16 protein-coding genes and 1 other annotated feature are annotated in these 14,802 nt (G+C 51.5%); of the genes, 7 read left to right on the top strand and 9 right to left on the bottom strand.

Features of this window, described 5'->3' with window-relative positions:
- Position 1: 1 nt before the first annotated feature.
- Complete coding sequence (locus EVJ34_RS11145; protein ID WP_131485672.1) at positions 2–1,381, bottom strand: TrkH family potassium uptake protein; 1,380 nt, start codon at positions 1,379–1,381, stop codon at positions 2–4.
- Positions 1,382–1,522: 141 nt separating this feature from the next.
- Between EVJ34_RS11145 and EVJ34_RS11150 the strand changes: the two genes are divergently transcribed.
- The 3 genes from EVJ34_RS11150 to EVJ34_RS11160 all read left to right on the top strand — a co-directional run bounded on the left by EVJ34_RS11150 (position 1,523) and on the right by EVJ34_RS11160 (position 3,397).
- Positions 1,523–1,774: a hypothetical protein gene (locus EVJ34_RS11150; protein ID WP_236636696.1), complete on the top strand. Its 252-nt coding sequence runs from the start codon at positions 1,523–1,525 to the stop codon at positions 1,772–1,774.
- Positions 1,775–1,860: 86 nt separating this feature from the next.
- A complete protein-coding gene (gene motA / locus EVJ34_RS11155; RefSeq protein ID WP_131434733.1) occupies positions 1,861–2,643 on the top strand; it encodes a flagellar motor stator protein MotA in 783 nt (260 codons plus the stop codon).
- A complete protein-coding gene (locus EVJ34_RS11160) occupies positions 2,621–3,397 on the top strand; it encodes a flagellar motor protein MotB (RefSeq protein ID WP_131485673.1) in 777 nt (258 codons plus the stop codon). The genes motA and EVJ34_RS11160 overlap by 23 nt, the downstream gene beginning before the upstream one ends.
- A 34-nt stretch (positions 3,398–3,431) precedes the next feature.
- On the opposite strand, the gene EVJ34_RS11165 is transcribed toward EVJ34_RS11160, so the two are convergent.
- From EVJ34_RS11165 to EVJ34_RS11180, 4 genes are all read right to left on the bottom strand, one after another.
- Positions 3,432–4,856, bottom strand: a complete 1,425-nt coding sequence (locus EVJ34_RS11165) for a dihydrolipoyl dehydrogenase family protein (RefSeq protein WP_131434731.1) — start codon at positions 4,854–4,856, stop codon at positions 3,432–3,434.
- The gene (locus tag EVJ34_RS11170) at positions 4,853–5,218 is read right to left on the bottom strand and encodes a DUF1499 domain-containing protein (protein WP_131434730.1); all 366 of its coding nucleotides are present in this window, start codon (positions 5,216–5,218) and stop codon (positions 4,853–4,855) included. The genes EVJ34_RS11165 and EVJ34_RS11170 overlap by 4 nt, the downstream gene beginning before the upstream one ends.
- Before the next feature lie 63 nt (positions 5,219–5,281).
- Positions 5,282–6,661, bottom strand: coding sequence for a sensor histidine kinase (locus EVJ34_RS11175; protein ID WP_131434729.1), 1,380 nt, complete (start codon positions 6,659–6,661; stop codon positions 5,282–5,284).
- The gene (locus EVJ34_RS11180) at positions 6,658–7,350 is read right to left on the bottom strand and encodes a response regulator transcription factor (RefSeq protein ID WP_131434727.1); all 693 of its coding nucleotides are present in this window, start codon (positions 7,348–7,350) and stop codon (positions 6,658–6,660) included. Before EVJ34_RS11180 ends, EVJ34_RS11175 begins: the two co-directional genes overlap by 4 nt.
- Positions 7,351–7,473: 123 nt before the next feature.
- On the opposite strand from EVJ34_RS11180, the gene EVJ34_RS11185 reads away from it, so the two are divergent.
- Both EVJ34_RS11185 and EVJ34_RS11190 read left to right on the top strand, forming a co-directional pair.
- Positions 7,474–8,295: a Cof-type HAD-IIB family hydrolase gene (locus tag EVJ34_RS11185; protein ID WP_131485674.1), complete on the top strand. Its 822-nt coding sequence runs from the start codon at positions 7,474–7,476 to the stop codon at positions 8,293–8,295.
- 36 nt (positions 8,296–8,331) lie between these two features.
- Complete coding sequence (locus tag EVJ34_RS11190) at positions 8,332–9,321, top strand: alpha/beta hydrolase (RefSeq protein WP_131434723.1); 990 nt, start codon at positions 8,332–8,334, stop codon at positions 9,319–9,321.
- A 41-nt stretch (positions 9,322–9,362) separates the two neighbouring features.
- Here the strand turns inward: EVJ34_RS11190 and EVJ34_RS11195 are convergent, their stop codons facing one another.
- The 4 genes from EVJ34_RS11195 to EVJ34_RS11210 all read right to left on the bottom strand — a co-directional run bounded on the left by EVJ34_RS11195 (position 9,363) and on the right by EVJ34_RS11210 (position 13,240).
- Positions 9,363–10,925, bottom strand: a complete 1,563-nt coding sequence (locus EVJ34_RS11195; protein WP_131485675.1) for an aromatic amino acid hydroxylase — start codon at positions 10,923–10,925, stop codon at positions 9,363–9,365.
- A gap of 53 nt (positions 10,926–10,978) precedes the next feature.
- Positions 10,979–11,174: a binding site (T-box leader), on the bottom strand.
- 122 nt (positions 11,175–11,296) lie between these two features.
- Positions 11,297–11,974, bottom strand: a complete 678-nt coding sequence (locus EVJ34_RS11200; RefSeq protein ID WP_236636697.1) for a uracil-DNA glycosylase — start codon at positions 11,972–11,974, stop codon at positions 11,297–11,299.
- Between the two features lie 80 nt (positions 11,975–12,054).
- Positions 12,055–12,690, bottom strand: a complete 636-nt coding sequence (locus EVJ34_RS11205; RefSeq protein WP_131434717.1) for an FMN-dependent NADH-azoreductase — start codon at positions 12,688–12,690, stop codon at positions 12,055–12,057.
- 118 nt (positions 12,691–12,808) lie between these two features.
- Positions 12,809–13,240 (bottom strand): MarR family winged helix-turn-helix transcriptional regulator, encoded by a 432-nt coding sequence (locus EVJ34_RS11210; protein WP_131434715.1) that lies wholly within the window; start codon positions 13,238–13,240, stop codon positions 12,809–12,811.
- A 159-nt stretch (positions 13,241–13,399) separates the two neighbouring features.
- Between EVJ34_RS11210 and EVJ34_RS11215 the strand changes: the two genes are divergently transcribed.
- Both EVJ34_RS11215 and EVJ34_RS11220 read left to right on the top strand, forming a co-directional pair.
- Positions 13,400–13,774 (top strand): hypothetical protein, encoded by a 375-nt coding sequence (locus EVJ34_RS11215; RefSeq protein ID WP_131434713.1) that lies wholly within the window; start codon positions 13,400–13,402, stop codon positions 13,772–13,774.
- A 93-nt stretch (positions 13,775–13,867) separates the two neighbouring features.
- Positions 13,868–14,755, top strand: a complete 888-nt coding sequence (locus tag EVJ34_RS11220) for a diacylglycerol/lipid kinase family protein (protein ID WP_131434711.1) — start codon at positions 13,868–13,870, stop codon at positions 14,753–14,755.
- Positions 14,756–14,802: the final 47 nt, after the last annotated feature.

Below are 14,802 nucleotides of genomic sequence, written 5' to 3' on the forward strand. Positions count from 1 at the left end.
GTTATCCGATTAACAGCTTCTCTTTTGGATAGCGAATCTTCCGGTCCATTTGTCGCGCGACCGTGAATAGAATCGTCAATGACCCGACGCGTCCGAGTAACATCATGAACATGATGAAGCTCTTCCCTGCACCGTTCAGTTCCGCTGTGATCCCGAGCGATAACCCGACCGTCCCGAACGCCGACACCGTCTCAAACAAGAGTGCCGTTGCCGGAATGTGCCCGTTCGTCAAAATGGTCAGCGCGGTGATCAATAAGATAAAGAAGAAACTTGTAATGGCCACCATATATGCTTTTTTGATTTGGAACGCATCAATCGTCCGCTCCAAGATGACCGTCTCTTTTTTGCCGACGATGAACGCCCACATATCCGCCAAGATGACGGCCACAGTCGTCACTTTGATTCCGGACCCGGTAGAAGCGGCCCCCGCTCCGATGTACATGAGAATCAAGATGACGCCGATGGAGACAGGAGCCATCATCGAGATATCAATCGTGTTGAAGCCGGCTGTCCGTGTCGTCACCGCCTGGAAAAAGGTGACGTGCAACGCTTCACCGAACGGGCGACCATATAAGCTCCCTTCAACCGATACCCACTCGAACAGCATAAGTGCGAACCAGGCAATCCCGTTGACGATGGCGAGCGAGGCGATCATAATTTTCGAATGGAGCGCGAGCCGTTTCCAACGTTTCACCTCGGTCGCATCCGCAATCGTCGTGAAGCCGAGCCCTCCGATCATCAAAAGGACGGCAATCGTGACGACGATGGCAGTATTTTGTTCGAACTGCATCAAACTGTCGGGCCAAAGCGCGAACCCGGCGTTGTTGAACGCCGACACCGCATGGAAGAAGCCATAATAAAGCGCCTCACCAAAACGATAATCACCGGTGCTGTACAGTTCGAATGTCAAAAACAGCATGCCGATAAATTGGACGATAAGTGTCGTAAAGACGATGTTGCGGACGAGACGGACCGTGCCCCCGGGCCCCGACAAGTTGAGCGACTCTTGGAGAAGGATCCGCTGTTTCAAGCCGATTTTCTTGCCGAGCACACTGAGCAACATGAGGGCGACCGTCATGAAACCTAACCCGCCGATTTGAATCAACGCGACGATGACGAGCTCCCCGAACGTGTTGAAGGAGGAACCGATATCAATTGTCGATAATCCTGTTACTGTGCCGGCCGACGTTGCGATAAATAGACAGTCAATCCACGACACGGGCTGCGTCTGTGCAAATGGCATATAAAGTAATGTCGCCCCCGTCAAGATGGCGAGCAAAAATCCTGTCGCGATAAAACGGGCCGGCTTCTCAAACACAAGCCGGTACAGCGCTTCAATCCGCTTTAAGCGCATCTCACGCACGGTCAATCGATGTCGCATCTCGCAATCTCCTTCGCATCAAGTTTTCTAAGGCTCATATTACTCCTCACGTTTAAAATTGCCAACTAGAAAAATGAATCACTAACTGTTCGTTCGATTTTTTGGTAATATGAGAGATAGACTTTTAGATAGTTGAGGAGGTTGAATGAAACCGTGGACCCTAGTACGGTGGATCATTCGCTAACGGATGTCTCGCGAAGGTTGGAGCGTCAGTCACAATGTATGCCCGCCCATCTTTATTTCCAACTTGAAGAACTGCTGCATTGGTCACTCGATCAAGAAGTTGTGAATCAATTGTACGCATTATTAAAAAAATACGACGTGTTAACCGATATAGAGCGTGAAGAACGAAATATCAGCATTCAACTGCTGATTGACGAAAACGGCGCTTAACCATCGGGAACGCATTTGCGGGAGACGAGTTAAGTCTCTCGCTTTTTTTGTCTCCCGATCTCTTTAGAAAGGTGGAAAACATAGACATGGATGTCGTCACTTTAATAGGACTTTTACTCGGTTTCTTCACGCTTATCGGTGGAATGATTTTGAAAGGCGCGGGGGTCGCACCGCTCATCAACCCGGCAGCACTCGTCATCATTTTTGTCGGTACAGCCGCCGCGGTCAGTATCGCCGTATCAAAAGAACAATTACAAACGGTACCGCAACTCTTTAAAATCTTATTCAAGAAGCAAGAGTTGCCGAGTAAAGCTGGACTGTTGACACAATTCGTCGATTTATCGACGCAAGCACGTAAAGAAGGACTGTTATCGCTTGAGACTGCCTTAGAACAAGTCGAAGAACCATTCTTGAAACAAGGCATGATGATGGTCATCGATGGCCAACCGTCCGAGTACATCGCCGAAGTGATGTCTCGTGATATCGAGAATATGGAAATACGTCATAAAGCGAACGCCGATGTGTTCACGCAAGCGGGTACCTACGCCCCGACACTCGGAGTACTCGGGGCCGTAATCGGACTCGTCGCCGCACTAAAAGATTTATCGGACATCGATAAACTCGGATATGCCATCTCAGCCGCCTTCGTCGCGACGTTGTTCGGTATTTTCAGTGGGTATGTCTTGTGGTTCCCATTCGCCAACAAGTTAAAGCAATATTCGAAGAGCGAAGTCGTCGTCAAAGAAATGATGATTGAAGGGATTTTATCCATCCAAGGCGGAGAATCACCAAAGACGTTAGAAGATAAGTTAGCCGTGTATTTGTCTCCAAAGGAGCGAGCGACCTATGAAGCGCAAAAAGAAGCATGATCATGAAGAACATATCCCTGAAGGCTGGCTCATCCCTTATGCCGATCTCCTGACGCTTCTGCTCGCTTTGTTTATCGTCTTGTTCGCCTCAAGTAACGTCGACCAGACAAAACTCGAAAAGATGTCCCAGTCTTTTAGTCAAGTGTTCTCGGGCGGGACGAGCGTGTTTCAAGCCTCAACCGCCTCGAATAGCGATATTAGCCGCACGACTAAAACGGACACGACTTCGAACCCACGGACATACGAACTCGCCAAACTTGATGAGCTGAAAGAAGAGGTCAATCAATACATTCAAAAGAATGGACTCGAGGATGAAATCAAAGCGACCATCAACTCGAGCGGTCTCGTCTTAACGATTCAGGACCGGGCTCTGTTCAGTATGGGGGAAGCGACACTCGACGCCGATGCTAGAGCGGTCGCCCGTTCTATCAGCGGGATTCTCGAACAGGCCGGCAATCGTGAAATCGTCGTATCGGGTCATACGGATAACATCCCGATTAACACGGCCCGCTTCCCGTCGAACTGGGAACTCAGTTCGGCCCGGGCCACGGCTTTCATGCGTGGCTTGTTGACGAACGACGCCTTGAACCCTGGCCAATTCACACTTGCGAGCTACGGAGAATATAAACCAATTGCGACGAACGACACGGAAGACGGACGTTCAAAAAACCGCCGCGTCGAAGTGTTGATTAAACCACTCGTCGATTTGTCAGAAGGATCACCTAAAATGATTGAAACCATCGTCTTGCCATAAAAAAATCCCACTCTATCGAGAGTGGGATTTTTCGTTAACGGGTCCATTCAAAGTATTTGCGGGACAAATCTGTGAGTGGGCTGTTGAATAAACGCTTCCGCCAATAAAGGTCGGACACTTTTTTCACGGCCTCGCTCCGCGATGGATACGGATAAATCATGCGTGATAGTTTGCCGATCTTATCGCCCCGCTGCATCGCATAGACGACAATTTGCATCCAATCCCCGGCCGTCATCCCGACCGCGTGTCCGCCGATGATTTTGCCGTTCTTCCGGGTGATGATTTTGACGAATCCTGTTTCTTGACGATCCGCGACGAACCGATCGACATCGGACAGTTTTGCTTCAAACACCTCGACGTCGTCGCCGTGACGCTCACGTGCCTCGGCCTCGGTCATGCCGACGTGGAATACTTCCGGTTCGGTGAACGTGATCCACGGCATTTTCGTGTAGTCGACCTTGTTCCAAAGTCCGAACAAGGCGTTCGCCACGACCGCCTTCCCTTCTTCTCCGGCCGCGTGGGTGAACGGTAACGTCTTAATCGTATCGCCAATCGCAAAAATATGCGGTTGGGACGTCCGATATGTCGAAGAGACATCGATATATCCGTCTTTCACATTCACATGGGCCCGGTCGAGCCGTAATTCATCGATTCGCGGTTTACGCCCCGTCGCCATGAGCAGTTTGTCGGCCTCATACGTTACGGTCTCGCCATCGACTTCAGTCGTGACGTGAATACGTCCTCCCGCTTCTGCAATCTGCTTCACCTTCACCCCGATTTTAAGGCGCATCGCCATCTCGAGCTGTGAGCGGAGCAACTTGCTGACAGACTCGTCTTCTTTCGGCAAAAATGTGTCCTGTGCCTCGAGCACGGTCACTTGGCTTCCGAGACGAGCGAACGATTGGGCAAGTTCAAGTCCGACCGTACCGGCACCGATAACGATAATACTTTCTGGCAACGTCTCTTCTTCAAAGACTTGTTCATTCGTTAAGTACGGCACACTGTCCAAGCCATCAATCGGCGGCACCGTCGGTTTCGACCCGGTCGCGATGACGAATTTTTTCCCAATCAATAAGTCGTCTCCGACTTTAAGTTCATACGGGCTTTGGAATGACGCCTCGCCGATATACACATCGACACCAAGTTTTTCGAAACGCTCCGTGCCGTCATGATCTTGGATGATGGCACGAGCACGATCGACACGCGCCTTCGTCGTCTGGTAATGGTCGCGGCCGTCAAACTCAGCTCCGAGCACACGGGCAGCCTGCATCATGCTACTCGCTTCTTTCGAAGCGGCAATCAGCGCTTTCGACGGGACACATCCGACGTGTAGACAGTCACCACCAAGGTGCTTTTTCTTTTCAACCAAGGCGACTTTTGCACCTAAGTTGGCGGCACCAGCCGCGACCGTCATTCCAGCCGCGCCACCACCGATCACAATCAACTGATAATCCTTCATCTCATCAACCTCCGATAGCGTTCACTTACATCTTGCATCCGGTTCCGGTTCACCCCAAAATCAGAATGGCCAAGTCGTGATGCCGAGCGAAATTCAATTTGTCTCGTCTCATCGTCGAATCGGAATTCAACGTCATCCTTAAAGCGCATCAATTTCGACGTGACGACATAATGGAGCGTGTCATCGGTCTCCTTGACGAGCTCGGTCCGAGGCAGTTGCCCCATGACCATCTTTATTGTCTCGATGCTCTCAGCGCGGTCTCCCCTGTATGGGAGCGGGTCCATGCGCAGCGCTTCGATTGTTGTTTCGGTCGAGACAGCGTTCGGACTACCTTTTAACGGTTTCAACGGTTTCGTTGCCACAAAAAAACCTCCCTCATTCTACATACAATTACATGTATCCTGAATTCGGGAAGTTTAACCCTTTTAATGCAGTTCACTCGGGTCAAGTGGTAATAAAACGGTCACCGTCGTCCCATGACCGACTTCACTTTCGATGACGAGCTTCCCTTCGTGCGCCTCAATCAACTCTTTGGCGATGGCGAGACCAAGACCACTGCTTCCTTTCGTCACTTGTGCCTGATAGAACATTTCCGTGATGCGCTGCAGATGCTCCCGTGAGATACCAGGCCCCTCATCAATGATTGAGATGAACGCGACCCGTTCCGACTGAACAAAGCGTACCGTCAACGTCCCACCTTCCGGCGAGAAGCGAATCGCGTTCTCGAGCAAGTTCAAAAATACTTGTTTCAACCGGTTCTCATCAAACAGACCGATCGATTTTTGCGGGTACCGTTCGATGAGCGTGATCTGTTTGTCTTCGAGCGACTGTTTCAACTGAATTGTCACTTTCCGTAACAGCGATACGAGATCGAGTTCTTGCCGATACAAGACGAGACGGCTCTCTTCGATTTTTGTGTAATCGAGCAACTGCTCGACGAGCCCGATCATCCGCTCTGTCTCCGAGTGAATGATGCTCAAACCGAGTTCGGTCTCATCCGATACTTTCTCGTCCCCGCCGCGAATCGTTTCGGTCCATCCTTTGATTGAAGTGAGCGGTGTCCGCAACTCGTGCGACACGTTTGATAGAAATTCATTTCGCGTCGACTGGTGCTGCTGTACTTTTGCCCCTAAATACGTGAGTGTCCGAGCCAGTGCCCCGAGCTCATGTTTTTCATTGGAATAGACTTCGACGTCGAAATCACCTTGCGCCATCTCATCGGCCGTTTCAATGATGTCCCGAATCGGTCGTACGAAGCGGTCTGCAATCCGAATGACGGCATAGAGTGCGACCAGCCAAATCAAAACCCCAATCATGACAACAGCCATCCAAATCTCACGGATTAACGTGTCGAGATCGGCGAGCGGTCGCGTGAAGCTGATGGCGAACTCACTTGTGCCGTCCGTCATAATGGGACTCGTCACCGACAAGTAGTGGTTCCCTTCCGCATCGTAATCTTGGACGACGGACTCGCCGCGTGCGAGGTCTTGCAATTGTTCCGGCGTGAAAGCCGACTGTTGCACCCGCTGTCCTGTCGTTTTTATAATTTGACCGGCGCGGTCGACAATCGTCAAATCGGTGCCGGGATACCCGAACGTCCGGACGAGAACCGAGAACGCGCTCGGTGTCTCAAAACCGACCTGCGCCTGCGGATAGAGATAGGCACTCGTCGTCGCATGGCTAAGTAAGGCCTCTGATTCATATTCATAGTAGTAGCGGTACGTTCCGTACGACAAGACGCTCATGAGCAAGACGAGCACGAGCGTCATGACGAGCATAATCCGAATGACGAGCTGTTGCTTCATCCGTCATGTCTCCGCCATTTGTACCCGTGTCCCCAAAGCGTCTCGATATAAGCCGGATGACTCGGGTCGTCTTCAATTTTTTGACGGAGACGACGAATATTGACGTCGACCGTCTTTCTGTCTCCGAAGTAATTGATGCCCCAAACAGCATCCAACAACGCGTCACGCGATAAGACGACTTCCTCGTTTTGAACGAGATGACAAATCAAATCGTATTCGGTCGGGGTCAAATCGATGGACTGTCCATACTTCGTCACTTGCTTCGCCGCCAAATCGATCGCGAACGGCCCTGACTTCAATCGTTTCTTCTCTTTACGTTTCACTTTCTCGACACGTCGGAGGAGCGCTTGAATCCGTGCGACGAGCTCACCCGGACTGAACGGCTTGGCGATATAGTCGTCCGCCCCTCTGCCCAGTCCCTCGATTTTATCTTCTTCGAGTGTGCGCGCCGTCAGCATGATGATGCCGACGTTCTCATCTAAGTCGCGAATGGCCGCACAAGCTTCGAACCCGTCCATCTCGGGCATCATCACATCCAATAACACGATATCAAACGGTTCACGATCGAACGCCGTGACCGCCTCGCGTCCGTTCGTCGCCTCAAAGACGTCAAATCCGGCTCGCTTTAAATTAACGATGATAAAGCTGCGAATCGCATGCTCATCTTCGGCTACTAATATTCGATTCATCATTCCACCTCTTCTGAAGTTCACTACTTCTTAATAGTTACGTTTTTGCGACAAGGTTGTCAATTGACCTCAAATCGTATTAGGATGGAGTCATTAGATTCTGAAGGAGGACTCCTTACCATTATGAGTTACAAGATGATTGTTTTAGATATGGACGATACGCTCCTCACGAGCGATCACACGATTTCCGCCAAGACGAAAGCGGCATTGCTGGATGTACAAGAACGTGGACACAAGGTCGTGCTCGCGAGCGGACGTCCGACGTACGCGATGTGGGAAGCAGCCCGAGAGCTAGAGCTCGCCAAATACGGCAGCTATATTCTCTCATTTAACGGTGCCTCAATCATCAACTGGGAGACAAATGAAGAAATCTTTTCGAGTACGTTGCTTCCGGAAACGGTCGCCCATCTCCATGATATCAGTGTCCGGGAAGAAATCGCGATTCATACGTACATCGGTAACGAAATCGTAACCGATCAACCGAACCCATATACCGATATCGAAGGTGAGTTGACAGGTATGCCGGTCATCCATGTCGATGACTTCAAAGAAGCGGTCACGACGCCTGTCGTCAAGTGTCTTATGCTCGGTGACGGAGACACGCTCGCCCCGATTGAAACGAAACTTCAAGTCGAGCTCGAAGGAAAACTCGCCGTCGCACGATCGAAGCCGTTCTTCCTGGAGTTCACAGAAGCGGGTGTGACCAAAGGGACGAGTCTTGCCTTCCTCGCCGAACACGTCGGGATCGAGCAAGCCCACGTCATCGCTTGTGGTGACGGAAACAATGACTTGACGATGATCGAATGGGCCGGCCTCGGTGTCGCGATGGGTAATGCCAACGCGACGGTCAAAGGCAAAGCCGACTTCATCACGAAATCAAACAATGAAGACGGGATCGCGCACGTCGTCGAAACATTCATGGGAACTGTCCTCGCCGATCGGTAAGCGGACAGCTTAGGTTGAACTGAAGGAGGAATTACGATGAATAAAGGATTGAAACGAGCAGGACTTGGACTGATCGGGACGGCTGTCGCCGGTGCCGCTTATGTATTCTTGTCCCCGAAACCGACCTCACGCCTCGTCAAGACCTCATTTGCCGGCGGGAACGAAGTGGCCATCAAAGGGTTTGAGGAGGTCGTTCAAAAAACGTCGGTCCGGAAAGACATCGACTACCATTCTGCTTATGAGCACGGGACGTTCGACTTGATTCGTTATGAAGGCGAGAAACAGATTGTCCCGACCATCTTTTGGGTGCACGGTGGTTCGTTCGTCGGTGGCGATAAGGCCGACGTCTTCAAGTATGCGACATCGATCGCGAGCAACGGTTATAACGTCGTTAGCGTCAATTATGCGCTCGCCCCTGACGTCACGTACCCGGTACCGCTCCAACAACTCGAAGAGGCGTACACGTATATCGCTGAAAACAATGACCGCTTCCGGCTCGACCTCGACCGCGTCTTTTTTGCGGGCGATTCGAACGGTGCACAACTCGTCGCCCAGTTCGTCGGTATTCAATTGAATGACGACTACGCGCCGTCTGCCGAAGTGAATCAAGTCGTCCCGAAATCGTCCATCCTCGGCACGGTTCTCATGTCGGGGCCGTACGACTTGAAACGAAGCATCGTCGAGTCATCGAAGGCGCTCAATCGCTTCTTGTTCAAACGGATCGGTTGGGCTTACTTTGGGACATACAACTGGGAAGACTTGCCGGTCGTCGCCGAGGCGTCGCCGCTCGTGAACATCCCGGCCACGTTCGTTCCGACGTTTATCACTGACGGCAACAGCGGGTCGTTCGAGATTCAAGCGAAAGAGTTCGCGACGATTCTTTCAGGTCGTACTGACGTCACGAGCGTCTTTTACGACCGAAACGAACACACACTTGGCCATGACTACCATTTCGAGATGGATCAACCAGCCGCTAGTGCGACGTATCGCCGTTTGATCACGTTTTTGCGTGAGACGACACGCTAAACAAAGAATCCCCGCCCATCACAGGGCGGGGATTCTTTTTGTCAGTTGAGTAAGCGAAGCGCGCGGCCAATCAACTCATGCCGCGACGGTGACGTCTCGCGTAACGCGTGAAGGCGTTCTGTCAACGCCTGTCGAAGTTCGGTGGACTCGACGAGCTCCAAGCATTCGATGTGGAGCAGCCATGCATCGGGATGGTCGGCCAGAATCGTCGGTACGAGCTCATCAATCGATTCACCTTGCTCCCGCATATTACGAACTTGATTGAACATCGGGTCATCCTTCGTCCAGACACGTGCGTCACGCTCGATGTGGACCGGTTTCTCCAAGATGACGAGTTCGTCAATCTCGGTGCCCGGGAAAATCGATGGGAGCGTATCTTGTCTCACTTCAAGTGTGGCCAGTTTAATCTGTCGACCTTCGATGGTCACGACGACGTCTTCAAGCTGCAACGCTTCTGCCGTCTCGTTAACGACTTGACCATCTAACTGGATTCCCGCTGTCGCCAACACCTCTTGAAGCGGTCCGTCGAGAACGAGTAGGCCGTGATTGTGTAAGTTCGTCAATTGACCGTGGTTGACGTTCACGCAGTCGTCCCATTGGACGAGCGCGTGCGCCCCAGAGCGCGTCACATGACGAATCACACCGACGCGGTCTGTCCCGTCCTCAAGTCGGACGGTCGATTGACTACCCGAGGCGAGCGCCTTCTCGAGCGAGGCGATGCCACCTTTGTTGACCGCCATCCGTGACTCGAGCTCATCCAGCGCGTCCTTCAATGCCTCAAAGTCTGGAATGACGAACAGTTCACGTTGCATATTCGTCACGTCCTGCTTCGTCTCAAGTGCGTGCTCCAAGTCGAACGGATGTTTCGTGACGGCGTCAGTCAAACAGTGACGGCTCTCTCCGACCGAAGATAACAGGCCGGCCCCGTAAATGAGCGGACTGTCCACATCACCGATGAGACCAAACTCGACCGTCCACCAAAAGATGCGGGCCACTTGTTGCGCTTCAGAGAAACCGGTCACTTGCGCTTTGGCCGCATGGACCGCCGCTTCGGCTGCCGCGATCTCTTCATCCGTCGAGTTCGCATTCTCCTTCACGACGGTCAATCGTTTTAGTGCTGCAAACGAGGCGTGTTCTTCCCGATTCATGAACGCTTTCGCCCCAAGCTGACCGAACCGCTTCACAATTTGTGAGAACTCCGGATCCATCAACATCGGTGCGTGACCGGCCGCCTCATGGATAATGTCCGGCGCCGGGCTGTACAAGATATTCTCGACTTTCCGAATGTCGGTCGCGACCGGCAACATCCCGTTCCCTTGGAAATCAAAGAAAGCGACGCCTGGAATGAGTCCATCGACCGCGACCGTCGACCAACCGGCCGTCCGCATCTCCTCGGTCATTTTTTCAACGTCGGGAAGGCGATTTGGCCCCATGCCTGTCTTCTTTAGGCCTTCGATGTAGAACGGATGGGCCTTTCCTTCGAGCGTATGCAAATTCAGGCGTAGCACGAAGCGCCAGACGGCATGGTCGGTCGGCGTGTACTCGTCGTAGAACTGTGGTGAAATATGAGGGGCCAAATGGCGTGGGATCGATTGTGTGAGCATGATGTTTCCTCCTTTGATTGACTGAACGTAAAAAAGTCCCTATCGAGTTACTCGATAGGGACGACTTTGCCGCGGTACCACCCTGATTACTAGACGGAGTCTAGTCACTCTAATCCGATAACGGGGGACCGCTCAACAAGTGAGAGCTCGCAAACTGTAATTCGATTCATCCTTTGGGCGTGTTCACAGCACCACACGCTCTCTGGGCCAGGGAAGATGTCTCTACTTCGGTTTGGTCGTTGCTTTTATACTGTTATACAGTTATGCTTCTATGCACATTCGCTTTTAAGTGCTAAAGCGTCTTGTTGCTAGTAACAATAACAGACGATTCGGACGCCGTCAACAAAAAAACAGTCCGCATCTGCAGACTGTTACAAACACCAATCGATTTCCGATTGTCCCCACACCTTCAGCTTGGCGTTCACTTGCGAGAACGGTTTCGATCCGAAAAAGCCGCGATGGGACGAGAGCGGACTCGGATGGACCGACGTCAAGACGGCGTGTTGCGGGCCAATCCATTTCTGTTTCTTCTTCGCGTCGTTGCCCCATAAGACGAATACGATCGGCTCTTCCCGCTGCCCGAGTCGCTCGATGATGGAATCAGTGAACTGCTCCCATCCCTGCCCGCGATGTGACCCGGCCTTACCCGCTTCGACCGTGAGCGCGGTGTTGAGCAACAGCACACCTTGTCGGGCCCATTTTTCCAAATTCCCGCTAGTCGGCACTGGACAACCGATATCGTCCTGCAATTCTTTAAAAATGTTACGGAGTGACGGTGGAAGGCGGACGCCGTCTTGGACCGAGAAACTGAGTCCATGCGCTTGGTTCGGCCCATGGTATGGATCTTGTCCGAGAATGACGCATTTGACGTCCTTGAACTTCGTGTAGACGAATGCGTTCCAAATGTCTTCTCGGACCGGATACACGGTCGATGTGGCATACGCCTCATCGACGAACGTCTTTAAGTCAGCAAAATATGGCTCGCTCATCTCGGTCGCGATGATGTCGCTCCAATCGCCGAGCAAGCGATCTGATAACGTTTCTCCCATGTTCTTCTCCCCTTTCCGTCTTATCATACCCGAATCGATGGCACAGAAAAAGACGAGCCCGATTGGACTCGCCTTGATGATTATACTGTGATTGCGCCTGCGACTTCTTTCGCAAGTGCTTCGGCTTTCGCTTTTGCGTCAGCAACGATTTCTTCGATTTTGTCTGGGTATTGGTTCATGCCTTCAACCGGAAGTGTCGTCACTTCTGTCACGCCTACGAATGCGAGTGCTTGACGGAGGTAAGCGTCTGCGAAGTTGAGGTCCGTACCTGTGTAGATACCACCCGTACCTTGGATGTGGATCGCTTGTTTGTTCTCGAGAAGGCCGACTGGACCTTGCTCTGTGTAACGGAACGTTTTACCGGCAGTCAAGACGCTATCGAGGAACATCTTCATGCGTGCTGGGAAGAAGAAGTTCCACATCGGTGTCGCGAACACATACATGTCAGCTTCCATGAACTTCTCGAGCATGCCGCTCATCGTCGCGACTTTAGACGCTTCAACGTCTGTGAGGGCTTCGCCTGATGCGAATTTGCCCCATGCGCTGAGGACGTCGCCGTCGATTTCTTGGACATCGACATCGTAAAGTTCGATCGCTTCGACTTCGAGTGACGCGTTCTCGTTCGTGAGTGTCGTCATGAACGTTTCAGCGACTTGTTTGCTGTATGACAATTCTGTCGGTTTCGGGTTAGCCGATACGTATAATACCTTTTTCATAATGGGTTCCTCCATGAATGTAATCTCTATTTGTAACAACAGTATGAACTATATCACCTGTATATCTCACAGTCAATTATTTTAACTTCAAGATAAATTGGTAAAAAACAGGCAGGCGTCATTTGCCTGCCGCGTTATAACCGACCCGTTTCAATAAGTCGATCAGCATTTCCGTCTCCTCTTCACTGAGTGGACCGTAAATATCTTTAAAGATTTCAATATGCTCCGGATAGACGACGTCCATCAAGCGCTTGCCTTCCTCGGTCAGCGAGGCATACGTGACACGTCGGTCAGACGGACAAGCCACACGCTCAATCAAGCCACGTTTTTCAAGCTTATCAATGACGTATGTGACGCTGCCGCTCGTAATCAAAATTTGATCTCCGATTTGCTGGAGCGGGGTATCCCCTCGTTTATACAATACGGATAAAACACCGAACTCTGTTGAATTCAATTGGTGGCGTCTCAGGTCGTCTTTTACACGGTCACTGATTGCGTCCATTGTCCGTGCCAAAACGATCCATGCCTTCAATTCGAGTGATTCAATCATGTCGGTTTCACCTCAATTCGTTCATCATTTATCTTTAGTATAGCAGGACATGAGCAGTATACGGTGGGAAAAACACTTCGTCAAGAAACTTCTTCATTGTCGCCCCTGTCTGAAACGTTTAGAATGGAATTATTGCGATTTTTAGAAAGGATGGACGGTATGCGCGAGTATTATGAAATTTCATTGACGATTAAACAAGCCTATTTGGGTACGGTCATCGAGTTGTTGAACCGGGAAGGGATTGCTCCAGATTATGCGCTCGAAAAAGAAGGAGCGGTCTTTTTATTGTTCAACCACTTACCATGGCCAAACGTCACACGCGAGCCCCACGCGGTCGAACGTTTCTTGTTGACGTTATCACGTGAGGACTACTTGTTCGTCAAAACGAAACGTAAGTCTCCCGTCCCTGACCATGAACCGGTCGCCTGTATGGGCGCGTTCGACTCACCGTTCCATGAACATTTGAAAATCGAACTCGCCGTCGACGAGTCGGATGCAAGCCATCTCGATATGTCGGCGTTCCGGCACTACTGAACAACACGTCTGTGTTGTTTTTTTTATGACTAGTCGAGTCACATGACGGGAATAGATGACAATATCCGAATGTGAAAAGGAGAATGTTGTTAGATGGATACAGTCATGTTAATCGTTAACCCATCGTCTGGGAAAGAGTTAGGAAACGAGCACGCTGCCTTCGCTGAAGAAGTGCTGCGGGAACGGTACGGCAACGTCGATGTCCGCTTTACGAAAAAAGCAGATGACGCGACCGAGTTCGCCCGAGAAGCGGCAGCGAAACACTATCAAGCCGTCATCGCGATGGGTGGCGACGGAACGTTGAACGAGGCGGTGACCGGTCTCGCCGAAGCCGACCACCGTCCCGATTTCGGGATCATCCCGCTCGGTACCGTCAACGATCTCGCCCGCGCCCTCGGAGTCCCGAGCGATCCCGAGGCGGCAATTGAGGCGCTAAAAACCGCGCAACCGACACCGATGGATATCGGCAAATATGAGAATGGCTACTTTATGAATGTCATCGCCATCGGTCTCATCGCCGAGGCGGTCGATGAGGTCAGTGTCGAGGAGAAAACAAAATGGGGACCGTTCGCCTACTTGATTGAAGGCATCAAAGCGTTCCGCGAACATAGTCCATACGCGCTGTCGGTCCAATCGGACGAGCATACGTTCGACGGAGACGCGTATTTGGTCGTCATCGCCCTCACGAACTCGGTCGGCGGATTTGAGAACTTCGAACCGGATGCTGAACTGAACGATGGCTTGCTTCACGTTTACTTATTTGAAAACCTCGGCTTCAAAGACGCGGTCCAACTTGCCCCGGCCCTGTTCACAGGAAAATTGAAAGAGACGGACAGCGTCACATCGTTCACGACGAAACGAATCCATGTCGACTCACCAGAGTCACTCCCAGTCAATGCCGACGGCGACACAGGTGGCAAGCTCCCGCTCACGTTTGAAGTGCTCCCAAGCCATTTGAACGTCTTGAAACCGATCGAGTGAGACAAGGACTTTTCCTCTCAAGCGCGAAAGCATGTTACGGAAAGGAG

This window comes from Exiguobacterium sp. SL-9 (assembly GCF_004336985.1).
Lineage (GTDB): Bacteria > Bacillota > Bacilli > Exiguobacteriales > Exiguobacteriaceae > Exiguobacterium.